Raw genomic sequence first — 14712 nt, 5'->3', positions numbered from 1 at the left:
TACGCACCCGTTTGCCACTGTCCTTGCGAACCGTTCGACTTGCATGTATTAGGCCTGCCGCTAGCGTTCATCCTGAGCCAGGATCAAACTCTCCATCGTAAATATAGTTGTGATCACGCTAAATGATCACGATGTTTATAGCCTTGAATAGTGCTATCCTATGATGTCAATACGTCAAAGAACTGTCTCTCTTTCGAGATTGAGGCCAACCGTTGTTGGCCTTCCTTATATTTGGGAGTGCAAAGGTACGACACTCATCTTTTCTTGTCAAGAAAAAGTTGAAATTTATTTTTCGTAACTTTTTCAAATCCCAATTGTAACTAGTTGGTAAAAAGGAAGTTAAGCGTGTCGGCTAATTCCTTTTTCCTTATTTGGGAGTGCAAAACTAGGCGTTTAAAAACATTTACGCAAGCAATCCATCAAACTTTTTCTAATTATTTTTCAGACTGCAAAAATGGATATTCGTACGATTTAGGTGGGTTAAACGTCTCTTTGATTGTACGAGCTGATACCCAACGATATAGGTTAAGTGCTGATCCTGCTTTATCATTGGTACCCGACGCTCTGGCTCCCCCAAAAGGTTGTTGCCCAACGACAGCTCCCGTGGGCTTATCATTAATATAAAAGTTACCAGCCGCATTTTGAAGTATATTAGAGGCTTGTTCAATGATATACCTGTCTTTCGCAAAAATGGATCCCGTTAGCGCATAAGGTGACGTTGTATTCACAACTTGAAGCATGTTGTGAAACTCTGCCGGCTCATAGATATAGACAGACAACACTGGTCCGAAGATCTCTTCACACATTGTACGGTATCCTGGATCTTTTACCAACAAGACCGTGGGTTCAACGAAATAGCCTTTTGAACTGTCGCTGTTTCCGCCTGCAATTATCTCCACAACGTCGCTCCTCCTGGCTTCTTCGATATATCCCGTAATTTTCTTGAATGATCGTTCGTCGATTACGGCATTGATAAAATTGGTGAAGTCTTCCGTTACGCCCATTTTCATTTCACTCAGGCACTGCTTCACTTTTCTTTCTACAGCAGGCCATAGGGTTGTTGGTATGTAGGCTCTGGAAGCAGCTGAGCATTTTTGTCCCTGGTATTCGAATGCTCCTCTCACCAAAGCAACGGCTACTTCTTCGGCATTGGCTGACTCATGGACCATGACGAAATCCTTTCCGCCCGTTTCTCCTACAATTCGTGGATATGTTTTGTACTTATGGATGTTTGCCCCAATGGTGCCCCAGATCTGCTGAAAAACGCTCGTACTGCCTGTAAAATGTATACCAGCAAAATCAGGATGATTGAAAATAATCTCTCCCGCAATGGGACCATCTACATAAATCAGATTAATCACCCCATCGGGTAAGCCTGCTTCTCGCAAAACTTCCATAATTACTTTGGCAGACAATACCTGTGTATAGGCTGGCTTCCAAACAACGGTGTTGCCCATTAAGGCAGCGGATGTGGGTAAATTGCCCGCAATAGCCGTGAAGTTGAATGGCGTTAACGCGAAGACAAACCCTTCCAGCGGACGATATTCCAATCTATTCCATACACCCGCTGATGAAGCCGGTTGCTGTCTGTATATTTCCGTTGCGTATTGCACATTGAATCTGAGGAAATCAATTAGCTCACACGCGGAGTCGATTTCTGCCTGATACGCATTTTTTGACTGGCCCAGCATGGTGGCTGCATTAATTCGAGCTCGGTAGGGGCCAGCGATCAAATCAGCTGCTTTAAGAAAAATACTGGCTCTATGCTCCCACGAGAGGGATGCCCAAGCGGCTTTTGCGCTTAAGGATGCCTGGATGGCCATTTCGACATGAGATGCATCGCCTTCGTAGAAATAACCCAACGTGTGCTGGTGGTCATGCGGGGGTGCAACACGTAATTTCCGATCCGTACGCACTTCCATTCCGCCTATATACATTGGAATATCGGTTTCCTGAGAACGAAATTCCGCTAGTGCTTTTTTGAGAGATTCCCGTTCTGGTGAGCCGGGACGATATTCTTTCACCGGCTCGTTGACCGGTAGGGGTACGTTGAATTGGCCTAATGACATAATGAAGTGTTCATTTTTTACAAATTTACGGATTGCTATACTTATCCACTAATTCACACTAGTTTTCCACATTTTAACGCTGGCATTCCATTCATTAAGCTGATTTACCGTACTTTGTTATCTTATCTAGACTTTGCTCATGCGTTTCTACAGCACAAATAGCCCTAAGGAAACTGTTTCTTCACAGCAAGCCCTGTTTCACAGCATGCCTGCTGACAAAGGGCTTTATATGCCAACTCCTTTACCTCACCTGGGAGCTGATTTTTTTACGGCCATCGCTAAGCATCCGTTGGCCGACATTGGTTTTGCAATTAGTCAGGCTTTGTTTGGTGATGAAATCAGTAAGGCCGATCTGGAAGAATTAACTCATCAGGCTTTTCCATTTGAGACACCTGTTATAGATCTGGATTCAGGTTCGACCAGTGTCCTAGAACTGTTTCATGGGCCTTCTTTAGCGTTTAAAGATGTTGGCGCTCGCTATATGGCAGCACTAATGTCTTATTTTTCCAAGCAGACAGATAAAGAGGTCAATATCTTAGTCGCTACCTCAGGCGACACGGGTGGCGCTGTTGCAATGGGCTTTCATAATGTTCCAGGCGTTCGAGTATCCATTTTATACCCAAGTGGCCGTGTTAGTGAACTGCAGGAAAAACAACTGACAACGTTAGGGGGGAACATTCAGGCATTTGAGGTCAATGGGTCTTTCGATGATTGTCAGGCGATTGTTAAGCAAGCCTTCACCGACGCGGAATTGAATGCAAACCTATCGTTGTCTTCCGCTAATTCAATCAATATTTTTCGGCTTATTCCTCAAGGTTTTTATTATGTAAGTGCGTACGGCCAGGTTGAGAAATACGGCAAGCCAGTCGTTTTCTCAACGCCAAGTGGCAACTTCGGTAACCTGAGTGCTGGCGCCATGGTGCAGAAAATGGGATTGCCTGTTGCCCATTTTATCGCGGCTACCAATTTGAATGATGTTGTTCCACGTTATTTAAAAAACGGGAGCTACGTTCCTAAGGCTTCTATAGCCACTATATCGAACGCTATGGATGTTGGGAGCCCAAGTAACTTTATTCGTCTAACTCATCTGTATGATGATCAATATGACAACGTTAAAGCGAATATTTCAGGGTACTTTTTCGACGATGCCGCAACGAGGGCAGGTATGGAGCGCATTTATCAACAATACGACTATGTCTCCTGCCCACACACTGCCATTGGTATTATGGGTTTACAGAATTATCTTCAGGATACACCACAAGAATACATTGGTGTAGCTTTGGCAACGGCTCATCCAGCTAAATTTAAACCCTTGGTGGAGGAGGTTCTTCAAGTATCTATTGACGTTCCTGAACGATTAGCTATTCTGGCTCAGCGTACCAAGCAGAGTATCCAGATTCCGGCCGAATATGAAGCCTTTAAAGAATCATTCTTACAGACGGTTTGATAAAAGTTATCCACAAAAAAAGCCCGAATTCCTGAATTCGGGCTTTTTTTGTGGATAACTTTTATTTTCAGCGTTGGCTAGCTTGTTCAGTTTACCGTATCTCCTCTCAATGCTCTAAATCGCTTACGAGCTTCAGCTCCGTAAATGCTTCCGGGATATTGGGTTAACACTTTTTGATAAGCGTCCATAGCGGCCTGTTTATCTTTTAACCGCTCCTCATACATTTTTCCCTGTGCAAACATGGCATCGTCCCCTAATATGTCTGTAGGATACGTAGCGGTGATCTTTTTCAAATCCTCCAGGGCTTCGGCATTTTTACCTTGTTTCATGTACGTGTTGGCTCTTAGCCAAAGGATTTCATCTGCCAGGCTATGCGTGGAATACTTCGCCAGCATCTGGTTTAGAGCCATTATTGCTTCATCGTTCTTGTTTTGAAAAAGCAATAAATCAATATCGGCGTATTCGTGCATGGCCGCTTCTGTGCTATCCATACCGGTGTTATCCACAATCAGTAAGCTCAACTGCTCAGCATCGTTAGCAATTTCCCTTGATGTGGCTAATTTCAAGACGTCTAGAAGATCTTTCGACACGGCAAAGTTGCCTCTGTAATAATGAAGCTTCGCATTTTTCAGCTTCGCTTCATACCCTAATAATTCTTCTTTCTGCGATTTCTCTACCTGTGAGTATAATAATGTCGACTCCCACGGCTCGCCTTTGAGCAAGTATATGTCTCCTTTATCGAGCTTACAACGGTCAACAAAATTTTTGTCTGCTTTTCCTAGATCAATGGCTAAATCCAGGACTGTAAGTGCCGTATCTTTACTATCCAGGTAGTTTCCATACAAGTTTGCAGTGCTTCGTAATGCTTCCAGTGTTTTAACATTCGTTCCAACTTCTTGGAGCATCTTCTGATAATCACCGATCAGCTTACGTATTTCAACTTTATCAACAGGATACGTATTCTTAACCTGTTCTTCACGTGCATTGATGACCAACCGTCGGGCAAATGGATACAGTTGACCCTGTGGATAAGTTGTGGATACATACTCGAATGCTTCTGCTGCGGTCTTGTACTCTTTGTTATTCATGGCCAGCATGCCTAGGTCATACACCCGGCTCCCATTCAGTTTGACCCGTTTATCGGTTGCTTTCTCCTGCAGCAAGGCTCGGCTAAACTTTTGCTTTTGGACAAAATACCAGATTAGTAGTTCATTGTACGCCAGCTCATTCGGTTCTTGCTGAATGCGTGTATACAGGGCTTTCTCCACAAGTGGCTCATCTTTGGTATTGATAAACCCCTGCAAAGCGGCTAAAACCGGTTCTTTCTTTTCGGCTTGCTTACTGGTTGTAATAATTTCGTCTATCGCTTTTTCTGTCTGGCCCGTTGCTCGATATAAGGCCATTAAATCCGCGCTGTAAGCCATTGGCTCCTTACTGACCTCACGGGCCGTTTCCAGCGCCCGGATCGCCCAGCGGCTCTCTCCGGCTTCATTAAAGGCCGCTGCAATTTTTTCCAGCTTCGCGATTGATGATTTGCTCGATTGTATGGCCGCGCTAAACTGGCTTTTCGCCTGCGTGCTATCGCCTTGCTGCGTGGCCAACTGACCGCTCAACAATTCGTAGTAGGCCCGATTAGGCTCGTCGCTGCGCTGTTGTTTGCGTAGGTACTTAACAGCTTCCTCCGCTTTGTTACTTTTTTGCAGACTATACACATAACGAGAAAGCTTTATCCACGTTACGTCTGTTTTTAACAGCTTGGCATACTCATTCGCAGCTTTTTCAAAATCGCCGGCTTTATAATATTCCTCGGCCAGCGTCGCTCCTCCTTGTCCCCAGGCTAGTCCTACAGACAACAGCCACAGTAATGCAATAATGACTTTTGACCTTATTAACATTTTATAGAAAAGCTTTTTTAAAGAAACGTTATTAATCCTATTAGCTATGTGGAAATGTGAATAAATAAGTTGTCCACTAATCAATATACTCAATGTGGATAAGACCTACAAGATATCCACTACTATAACTTTATTTATCCACTCCTAACTATCTTATTATTAAGTAAATAACATTTTATCCACAATTTGTGCGTTCAAGATTTGTGGATTAGTGTATAAACTTCATGCACATTTTTACCTGGGGAAAATTTGTGGAACGGATTGGTATATGTAGGACTTTCTCCACAGAAACTCATTTATTAAAAACCTTTGTGGATTACTTCTCTAGTCTTCCACATACCGATCCATTCTTGTGAACAAATTATCCACCATGCTGAAGTAGTTATGCACACGGTTATTCACATTAAAGTTTCACTTTTTTAATTTAGAATAGACCTTTACCTGACTTGACAAATTTGGCCTGTATACGTGCTGATCAGGGCAAATACTATGCCTTGTTGAAGAGGTAGATCAAGCTCGATGAATTACCGGTACGTTTGGCTTCGGCATTAGATGCCAAACCTACTTGTATACTTTTACTATAATTGGTTTTACCGGATCGATACCGGGTGCTTAGCATAGCAATGTAAAACGCATCGAATACCATTGGCTTCTGGTTAACCAGCGTAAAGCCATGTTTGTTAAAAAGGAGCTTTATTGTTGAGGGAGTGAAGTGATGCAGATGTCGCGGCACATCATAAGCAGCCCAATATTGTTTGAAATACTGAGCATCGTAAGAATCGGAGTTTGGTACAGCTATCAACAGTGTACCCTTCTTCGTCAGTAACTGGTAAAGCGCCTGAATGGTGTCGTTCAGATCAGGGATGTGCTCGAGCACGTGCCACAGAGAAATAATGTCGAATGGTTGGGATCCACTCAAGGCGCTTAGACTTGGTTTTATTTCTGCTTTTAGTTTTTCTACGGCTATAGCCCTTGCATCCGGGTCTGGTTCCATACCGGTCACTTGCCATCCGCCTGTCCGGCAAGTTTCAAGGAAGGCACCCGTTCCACAGCCTACATCCAGGATCTTCCCTGGTTTCCCATTGAGTTGATTGATGAGGTTTAATTTCGACTGTAATGTGTAGTTCCTTACTAAGCGATAAGCCGTATTGATCAGTCCACCGCTATTATCATTATGAGAAACGTACTGATCGGATTTGTAATAAGAGCCTATTGACTGCGCATCGGGGCGCGGGTTCGTTAAGCGAAAGCTACATTTCTGACATTCCTGAATGGAGAACTTTTGATGGCTGACGAGGTAATCTTCGCAAATTAGGTAAGGATTGAATGTGCTGTTGCCACAAACAGGGCATTGATGTACGGTTTCCAAGGCAGGGGGCAAAAATGAGTGAATTCAAAAAAGCTCTGATTGCTTATCCTAAAATAAACGATCAGAGCTTACAAAATTAGCGGCCCATATAGACCAGAAGTATCGATACGTCGGAAGGGCTTACCCCACTGATACGAGAGGCTTGACCAATTGTTGAAGGGCGTAAGCGTTTAAGTTTTTCTTTACCTTCAAACGAAAGTGCCTTTAGACGATCATAATCAAAGTTAGAATTGATTGACAAGCTCTCCCATTTGTCTAATTTTTCGGCGTTCTGTTTCTCCCGATTCAGGTAATCTTCGTACTTAATTTCGATGACTGTTTGCTCAATAATCTCCTCCCCTACCCCATCTGGTATTTCAGGTATTGATTTTAGGAGGTCTTTTACATCGGTCTGGTCAATTTCAGGGCGCTTCAAAAGTGTGTACAAACTTCCTTTCTCGCGTAGTCGAGCGCTTCCTTTTGACTCAAGAAAATCATTAACGGACTCAGGTTTGATTTTCGCTCCACGAATGGCTTCCGTTAATTGGGTAATTCCGTCGCGTTTTATAATCATGGAATCGTACCGCTCTTGAGAAGCTAAGCCAATGGCATAGCCTTTTTCGGTAAGTCTTAAGTCAGCATTATCCTGTCTGAGCAATGTTCTATATTCAGCTCTTGACGTAAACATCCGATAGGGTTCTTCTGTGCCTTTTGTGATCAGGTCGTCGATCAAAACTCCTATGTAGCCTTCAGAACGTTTAATCGTAAATTCGGCTTCTTCGTTCGAATTTCTGTGGGCATTGATGCCTGCCATAAGTCCCTGACAGGCCGCTTCCTCGTAGCCCGTAGTACCATTTATCTGCCCGGCAAAGAAAAGGTTATCTACTAATTGCGTTTCAAGTGTAGGCTTTAACTGCGTTGGTGGAAAGAAATCATATTCAACAGCGTATCCCGGCCGAAACATGCGTACGTTTTCAAAGCCCTGAATTTTACGCAGCGCATTGTACTGTACAGTCTCAGGCAATGAAGTTGAAAAGCCATTTACATACACTTCAACCGTATCCCAACCTTCAGGTTCTACAAAAATCTGGTGACGATCCTTATCGGCAAACCGGTTGATTTTGTCTTCCACCGATGGGCAATAACGTGGGCCAAGTCCTTTGATTCGGCCCGTAAACATGGGCGATTTATCAAATCCTGTCTTTAACTCATCGTGTACTGCCTGGTTGGTGTAAGTTATCCAACAGCTTCGTTGCTCTGTTAAAGCAGGTGTGTTTAGATACGAAAACTTACCTGGTTTTTCGTCGCCCAGTTGTTCTTCCATCAACGCATAATTAAGACTTCTCCCATCCACACGTGGAGGAGTTCCGGTCTTCATGCGCCCGGATTCGAATCCAAGCTGAACAAGTTGTTCTGTCAAGCCCGTTGATGAGCGCTCTGCAGTTCGGCCGCCACCGAAGACTTTTTCGCCTATAAACATCTGGCCATTTAGGAATGTCCCATTTGTTAAGACGACGGCTTTAGCGAAAAACTCGACACCCAATGTAGTTTTTACTCCCGTTACGCGGCCATCTCTAACGACTACTTCATTGACTGAATCCTGCCAAAAATCTACATTTTTATTTTCCTCCAGTGCTTTACGCCATTCTAAGGCAAATACATTTCGATCACTTTGGCACCGTGGACTCCACATAGCCGGGCCTTTAGACCGATTCAGCATTCTAAATTGTATCATGCTTTTGTCGCTGATGATACCCGAAAGGCCACCTAGTGCATCAATTTCTCGTACAATTTGCCCTTTAGCTACTCCGCCCATGGCTGGATTACAGGACATTTGCGCAATAGTTTGCATGTTCATTGTAATCAGTAGCACCTTGGAGCCCATGGTGGCAGCTGCATTAGCGGCTTCGCACCCGGCATGACCAGCTCCAACTACAATGACATCGTATGAAGAGTACATTTCTTATGGTTTTTGAAAAATGTTTCACGTGGAAACTTTTCACAAAATTGTTGAAAGTTGTTGAAAAGATAAAACGTGAAACGAGTTGACTATCAAACCAACAAAAAACCGCTGACCTTAGTGCAAAGTCAGCGGTTTAATGCAAAAATGAAATTTATTTACTTACCTTCTGTAAATACTGGTTTGCTTCTTTCTTGTAAAATAAGTTGTAATTGGGAGTAACTGAACGTAGCACTTCAACTTGTTTCGTTTTTTGTAGCAAATTGGTTGAATCGAAGAACGCTGGCGTACTGCGTTTTGTCGATTTTGCCGCTTCAGCTTGCCGCTTGGGATCCTCTTCTTGTTGCTTCAATGCTTTTTCAGATTCTAACAAACGGGTTAGTATTTCATTCTGCCGGTTAATAGTAGTTGGATTAACGCGCTTGTTTACCAAATCAGTCTCGGTCTCATCCATCTTTTCCATCAACTCTTTTACTTGCTTTTCCTGCTGTTTTCCAACTTCAGTGCCTTTCGCATTTTCTTCTAGCTTCTTTAACATTTGGCGAATCAGAGCTTGTTCGGCAGCCATTTGAGAAAGTTCCTCTGATAGGCCTTTCCCAGTTTTGCCTCCCTTCTGCATTTGTTGCATTTTGGCATTGAGTTGTTTCTGCATTTCGCCCATGCCGCTAGGATTTTGACCTTTCTTACTTCCTTTTCCCTTGCCGGGCATTGCCATCGCATTCATCTGTTGCTGCATGTTTTTAAGTACATCACTCAGCATAAGCGCTAAATTGTTGATGGAGGTCATGGCAAATTGTTGCTTAGAAGAAGCCATGCTTAAACGACGATCCCGTAATTGCTGTACGCTTTCATCCATATAAAACTTCATGTTCGTCAACTCGCGAGTAACAAAAGACTGGATTTGAACTACTCGGCTAGCCAGTGCATTCAAGCTATCCTCAATAATTTTAGCATCATCCTGTAGTTTAAGTTGCTCTTGCGAAAGCTTTGTCACACGGGGATCTTGCAGGCTCATCCCACGGAAATCCTTCATAACACGTTCCTGACCGAAAGACAAGGTAATCAGGTTGTCAAGAATGTTACGAAGATCATCCATATTCTCCTGCATCTCTTCCATTTCTGACGACTGCATGGATTCCTTCATCGCTTTACTCATCGCTTTCATAGATTTGGCTGACTTTTTTTGCTTCGCAGAGGCTTGTTTGCCCTGATTGCTCTTCATATTTTTAGTCGCTTCTTCCATGTCCTTTTCGATCTCCTGCTGCTCCTTTTCCGAAGGTTCCGGCTTGTTTAGGTCATCCTTCTCCGCTTGCTTTTCTATTTCCTTAAGCTGCTCTTTTGTATTCTTAAAATCTTCCTGAGACTTCTCCTGCTGCTTTTGCTGTTCTTCTGATGTCTCGTTTTTCTTTTCATTCTGTTCCGCTTGCTTCTCGAGTTGTTCCGCTTGCTTCTCCAGATTCTCCGCGATATTGTTAACCTTCTGTTCCAGCTGCATCTGCTTGAAAAGCTTGAGCGCACGATCTAAATCGCGTTCCATGTTCTTCTCCTTCCGCGTCAATCGATCAAGCATATCGGACGCTTTCTCGTCCTGTTTACGCTCCAAAAGCTGCTTTAATTGCTCATACAATTGCTTGGACTCCGGATCGAGCAGGTCTTTGAACAACTTCTGCAACTGCTCCATTTTGTCCTGCATCGCCTGATTTTTTTCGGCAAAGCGCTGTTGGGTGTCATTCGTCTTTTGCATCTGCTCCTGGAGTTTCTGAACTTCTTTCATCAACTCCTCACGTTTCTGCAGAATATCCTGAAGCTGTTTTTTGTCCTGAAAATCGGATGATTTTTTTGTTCTCATCCGATCTTCCATTGTTTGAAGCTCTTTTTTGATTGCCTGTGTCTTGCTGAGCGCATTGTCAATTTGCTCTTCTGTTTTCTCAGCTGATTTATCTACCTGCTTCTGTATTTCAGCATTGGAAGGAACCGCAAAATTCAGTTGGTTGGATCGGCTTGACTTCGCTCCGCTCACACCATCGTTGTCCCATACCTGAACGTAATACTCTACTTTATCTTCCTGGCCTAACTTCAAACTATCGAGCGACCAATTGTAGACAAAATTTTGAGAAGTTGTCGATTTGTTAATGGGAATGTCCTTGCTGTATAATGGCGATAATTTACCATTTCGATTGATTTTATAATTCAGCCGTAATTTGGAAAAGCCATAATCATCTGAGATAAGACCAGACAGCGCTATGTAGTTATACGTCACCGTATCCTGAATGCGATCAACCGAAATTTGCGGATACCGGTCTGGTATGACCTGCACGTTGTATTGAATAGTGGATGGCGAAGCAACCTGCCCATTTTTCAACGACACCGTATACCCCGCATTCTGCATGAGTCTGCGATTTAAAACAAACGTATTGTCATCCACCAATCGAGCTGCGGTCGGCTTTGTATCGGTATTGAATCGGAATAAAAGCGAATCAGTATGATCAGCGGCAAACTCCCAGTTTACGACCGTTCCCTGTGGCACAAGCAAGTTTCCAACGTTGGAAAGTTGTTCTGATGGTTTGTTTAAGTAACCAGGATAATCAAGCTTCACATTGAACGAAAGAACGGACGGACGGTCTAGTAAAGAGACCTTATAGACAGGAGAATTGTATCCGGAAGCCTCTAAATGAAAGTCTAGATCACGTTGAAGGTTGTCGAAATTATACGTGAATTGATTGCCCGATTGCTCCAGTTTGAAGCGTGTTCCATTAGCCACGACATACACCGCCTGGGGTATAGCATCACCCGCTAATTTCACCGATAAAGGGAAGTCCTCATTCCTGAAAGCCTTCATCGCTTTATTCTGGATGATGAATTGGAAAGGAGCTTCCTCAACAAATTCTTTATTATAATTGACCAGGCGAGTCGATGATTTCGCAAAAAAGGATGGGTTCATCACCAGAATCAATAGAATCAACGCCAGGGGTGGGATAGCATATTTCAGAAATTGACGGTTACGACTAATCTGAATGGCGTTGGCAAAACGATTGATCAATAGCTGTTGCGATCGTTGATCCAGACTAGCCTGTAACAAATCACTCTGGTCTGTGGAGATACGCTGAAGCTGAAGTGTGTTTAACAGCTTATCCCCTACTTCGGGAAAGAAAGTACCAATTTGACGGGCTGCTTCGTCATTTGACAACGGTTTACTCAATCCATATAAGTTTAGCAGAGGTCGAATAATGAGTAAATACAGGCCCACAAAAACCGTGAGCAGGAAGCCAAAAAACAGCGCCCCGCGCCCGACGGAGTTGAACCGTCCAATAAACTCAGCCGTATTGATAAATAAATAGCCACTACCCAATAAAGCAATGAAGAATAAACTACCCTTTACCAGTTGATTCTGAAAATAACGTTTTTTATACTCGTCGATGCGTTGAAGCAGCGTGGAATAAGAAGTTGATGATTGCATAAAAAATTCAGATTGAGTAGTTAAACTAGAAGAGACTCGAAATACTGAATGACATGTTTTTTTAAAAAATTTTCCTGCGTTAATAAGTCTCCATGCGGAATGGGTTTTGCCAATATCCACTGGGGCCATCCATCCTTGTCGAGCCCATCGAACGTGTAATATCCATCCAGACTTAGTACCCGGCAGACGGCAATGTGCATTAGATCTTGTTTGGCTTCCTTTGAAAACCGTTTAGGACCCGCCCCCAACTCCTGAACACCAATCAAAAACAGAACAGCATTTAAATCCGCTGGTCGTTTTCCAACGAGGACTTGCAACTGATCGAGTAGCTCCTCCCACGCTTTATCTATATAATTTTCGTTTACTACGCTCATAGATTTATTCTTCTCTCTAAATTACAACGTTTTATCTTACGTAACGAATGCGTTTCATGATTCGGTTTATTCGTACACTTCTGGATGATTTTGCAGATCTACTCTTTCCAACCCTATGCCTTGGGTGTACAAATTCACTGGGTGCGAATGAAAAGATCTTGTGTACGAAATGTCGAATAAGCTTACCCGAAACAAATCAGCACAGGGAGCCCTATGATCTAAATCTCCTCAATAAGTTTGCCGGAAAAGTACCGGTGCAATTTTTAGCGTCTTATCTGTTTTTTAGCAAAGGAGGAATTGTCCAAAAACTCATTCATGGTATCAAGTACAAGGGACAAAAAGATGTAGCTAAAGAGGTGGCGAGTTGGTATGGTTACCAGTTGCAATCGGAAACAGCACTGATAAACGACATAGACGTAATAATAGGCGTTCCGTTGCACAAGAGCCGTTTTCGGCAACGGGGGTATAATCAGGCTGATTGTATTGCGGAAGGGCTCTCTGAAGCTCTTAACATACCAATGCGAACAGATGTTCTATATCGCACCCATTTTAAAGAATCACAGACGCGCAAAAATCGGTTAGAACGGTGGCAAAATGTTAAAACGGTATTTTCTGTTCAAAATGAACAGGAGATCGAAAATAAACACGTAGTCATTGTTGATGATGTGTTGACAACCGGCGCTACTCTGGAAACCTGCGCTATTGAGCTTTTGCGAGCGGGTTGTAAATCAGTTAGTGTCTTGACGTTAGCTACTACGAGGAGATGAGGATTGGGGGATATTTATAGTATTAATGTATTGATAATCAGTATAATGTGCTTCTGGTATTGTCATAATAAATAAAGCGGTCACTCATTTCTGAATGACCGCTTTATTTATATCAATGGGATAACTCTATTTGTTCCGACCAACACCGATCATGGCGCAACGAAAACCGATCATAGCTGTTGCTGAATCCTGATCTAGGAACCGGCGTGTACCGGGCGATAACCAGTAAGCAACATCATTCCATGAACCGCCTTTATACACCCTGAGTTTATCGTCAATTAATGACTGTCTGTTCTTCGTATCGTAATTTTTAGATTCATCCAAATATCCGTTGCGACGAATCGGGTTTAGGTCGTTAACGTCCTGATAAGACAAAGGACGATAAACGTCATACACCCACTCATTTACGTTACCCGCCATGTTGTATAAACCAAAGTCGTTGGCTGGGTACGAGTAAATTTCAGCGGTGATGATAGCTCCGTCATTCGAACGGCCGGCGATACCGGCGTAGTCACCACGACCACGTTTGAAGTTAGCTAGCATTTGACCTTGTTTGCGGCCCTTCTTGGGGTTCCGGACAGATGAACCATCCCAAGGGTAAATCCGCTGATTTATTTGATTCTCGTCCATGTATTGCGTTCCTATGAGCGCTTTAGCGGCATATTCCCACTCCGCTTCGGTTGGCAGACGATAGTCGGGCAGAATCATGCCACTTTCCAGACTTGGTTTTGCTGGCGCTGTAGACGCTGTTGCCTCGGCCAACGCAGGCTCTTCGACCGTTTTCGATTTCCGCTTGAGCGAGAATCCGCCCCCTTTCTTCTTCGGAGCGCCCCCTTTGGCTAATTCATTGTTCACCGCGTTTGACCGCCAAACAGCATAGTCGCTGGCTTGTACCCAGGATACACCCACGACTGGGTAGTACCGGAAAGCAGGATAACGAAGGTATTGGGTTACGTACGAATCGTTGAATGAAAGTGGATTCGCCCAAACTGTTGTATCTGGTAAAGCCGCTTTAACAACTTCTTCCGACGAATCGCGCGTGATTGCATTCAGATATTCCAAATAGTGAACGTTTGCCATTTCGGTCTCGTCCATGTAAAACGACTGGATCGAGACGGTACGCTCGCGGTTGTCGCGGCTGTTCATGACATCCTCTTCGAGGGCACCCATTGTAAACCGACCACCTTCAATGAAAACAAGGTTTGGACCGGCTTTCTGTCCCGCAAATTTCTTTACCTGAAAACCATCTTTCTGGTTGTAAGCAATTCCCGTAGCCGTACTTTGCTTTCCAGGCTTCACGCTGGTTGGGTGCTTTGACTTACAAGATGCAAGGGCCGCCATTGCCAACAGAACGTAGGCCGCTCGTTGCAGGTGATACTTTTGAATCATTGCTCT

At 43.7% G+C, this 14712-nt stretch carries 9 protein-coding genes and 1 rRNA gene; 2 read left to right on the top strand and 8 right to left on the bottom strand.

All coding sequences use genetic code 11. From position 1 onward, the window contains the following. Positions 1-99: ribosomal RNA gene (locus tag ACYU8Y_RS06900) — 16S ribosomal RNA — on the bottom strand; the annotation flags it as partial. A 335-nt stretch (positions 100-434) separates the two neighbouring features. Further along, entirely contained in the window at positions 435-2069 is a 1635-nt protein-coding gene (gene pruA / locus ACYU8Y_RS06895) for an L-glutamate gamma-semialdehyde dehydrogenase (RefSeq protein ID WP_460935548.1), read from the bottom strand. 139 nt (positions 2070-2208) lie between these two features. On the opposite strand from pruA, the gene thrC reads away from it, so the two are divergent. Then, positions 2209-3516 carry a threonine synthase gene (gene thrC / locus ACYU8Y_RS06890; RefSeq protein WP_460935546.1) on the top strand — a complete coding sequence of 436 codons (1308 nt, stop codon included), beginning with the start codon at positions 2209-2211 and terminating at the stop codon, positions 3514-3516. Between the two features lie 86 nt (positions 3517-3602). On the opposite strand, the gene ACYU8Y_RS06885 is transcribed toward thrC, so the two are convergent. The 5 genes from ACYU8Y_RS06885 to ACYU8Y_RS06865 all read right to left on the bottom strand — a co-directional run bounded on the left by ACYU8Y_RS06885 (position 3603) and on the right by ACYU8Y_RS06865 (position 12550). Then, positions 3603-5411 carry a tetratricopeptide repeat protein gene (locus ACYU8Y_RS06885; RefSeq protein WP_460935556.1) on the bottom strand — a complete coding sequence of 603 codons (1809 nt, stop codon included), beginning with the start codon at positions 5409-5411 and terminating at the stop codon, positions 3603-3605. A gap of 487 nt (positions 5412-5898) precedes the next feature. Further along, on the bottom strand, positions 5899-6780 hold the full coding sequence (locus ACYU8Y_RS06880) for a class I SAM-dependent methyltransferase (RefSeq protein ID WP_460935544.1): 882 nt from the start codon (positions 6778-6780) through the stop codon (positions 5899-5901). 76 nt (positions 6781-6856) lie between these two features. Next, the gene (gene mnmG / locus ACYU8Y_RS06875) at positions 6857-8719 is read right to left on the bottom strand and encodes a tRNA uridine-5-carboxymethylaminomethyl(34) synthesis enzyme MnmG (RefSeq protein ID WP_460935542.1); all 1863 of its coding nucleotides are present in this window, start codon (positions 8717-8719) and stop codon (positions 6857-6859) included. Between the two features lie 154 nt (positions 8720-8873). Next, a complete protein-coding gene (locus ACYU8Y_RS06870; RefSeq protein ID WP_460935540.1) occupies positions 8874-12176 on the bottom strand; it encodes a DUF4175 family protein in 3303 nt (1100 codons plus the stop codon). A 20-nt stretch (positions 12177-12196) separates the two neighbouring features. Further along, on the bottom strand, positions 12197-12550 hold the full coding sequence (locus ACYU8Y_RS06865; protein WP_460935538.1) for a hypothetical protein: 354 nt from the start codon (positions 12548-12550) through the stop codon (positions 12197-12199). 47 nt (positions 12551-12597) lie between these two features. On the opposite strand from ACYU8Y_RS06865, the gene ACYU8Y_RS06860 reads away from it, so the two are divergent. After that, positions 12598-13317, top strand: coding sequence for a ComF family protein (locus ACYU8Y_RS06860; RefSeq protein WP_460935536.1), 720 nt, complete (start codon positions 12598-12600; stop codon positions 13315-13317). 126 nt (positions 13318-13443) lie between these two features. Here the strand turns inward: ACYU8Y_RS06860 and ACYU8Y_RS06855 are convergent, their stop codons facing one another. Then, entirely contained in the window at positions 13444-14706 is a 1263-nt protein-coding gene (locus ACYU8Y_RS06855; protein WP_460935534.1) for an SUMF1/EgtB/PvdO family nonheme iron enzyme, read from the bottom strand. Between the last annotated feature and the right edge of the window lie 6 nt (positions 14707-14712).

This window comes from Spirosoma humi, from assembly GCF_054776575.1.
The sequence above is the reverse complement of the archived record's forward strand: the minus strand, read 5'-3'. Positions and strand labels throughout refer to the sequence as shown.

What these genes read in the sequence shown, in the direction of transcription:
- ACYU8Y_RS06885 (WP_460935556.1), bottom strand. Translation starts at nt 5,411, where the DNA reads ATGTTAATAAGGTCAAAAGTCATTATTGCATTACTGTGGCTGTTGTCT.
- mnmG (WP_460935542.1), bottom strand. Translation starts at nt 8,719, where the DNA reads ATGTACTCTTCATACGATGTCATTGTAGTTGGAGCTGGTCATGCCGGG.
- thrC (WP_460935546.1), top strand. Translation starts at nt 2,209, where the DNA reads ATGCGTTTCTACAGCACAAATAGCCCTAAGGAAACTGTTTCTTCACAG.
- ACYU8Y_RS06870 (WP_460935540.1), bottom strand. Translation starts at nt 12,176, where the DNA reads ATGCAATCATCAACTTCTTATTCCACGCTGCTTCAACGCATCGACGAG.
- ACYU8Y_RS06855 (WP_460935534.1), bottom strand. Translation starts at nt 14,706, where the DNA reads ATGATTCAAAAGTATCACCTGCAACGAGCGGCCTACGTTCTGTTGGCA.
- ACYU8Y_RS06860 (WP_460935536.1), top strand. Translation starts at nt 12,598, where the DNA reads ATGCGTTTCATGATTCGGTTTATTCGTACACTTCTGGATGATTTTGCA.
- pruA (WP_460935548.1), bottom strand. Translation starts at nt 2,069, where the DNA reads ATGTCATTAGGCCAATTCAACGTACCCCTACCGGTCAACGAGCCGGTG.
- ACYU8Y_RS06865 (WP_460935538.1), bottom strand. Translation starts at nt 12,550, where the DNA reads ATGAGCGTAGTAAACGAAAATTATATAGATAAAGCGTGGGAGGAGCTA.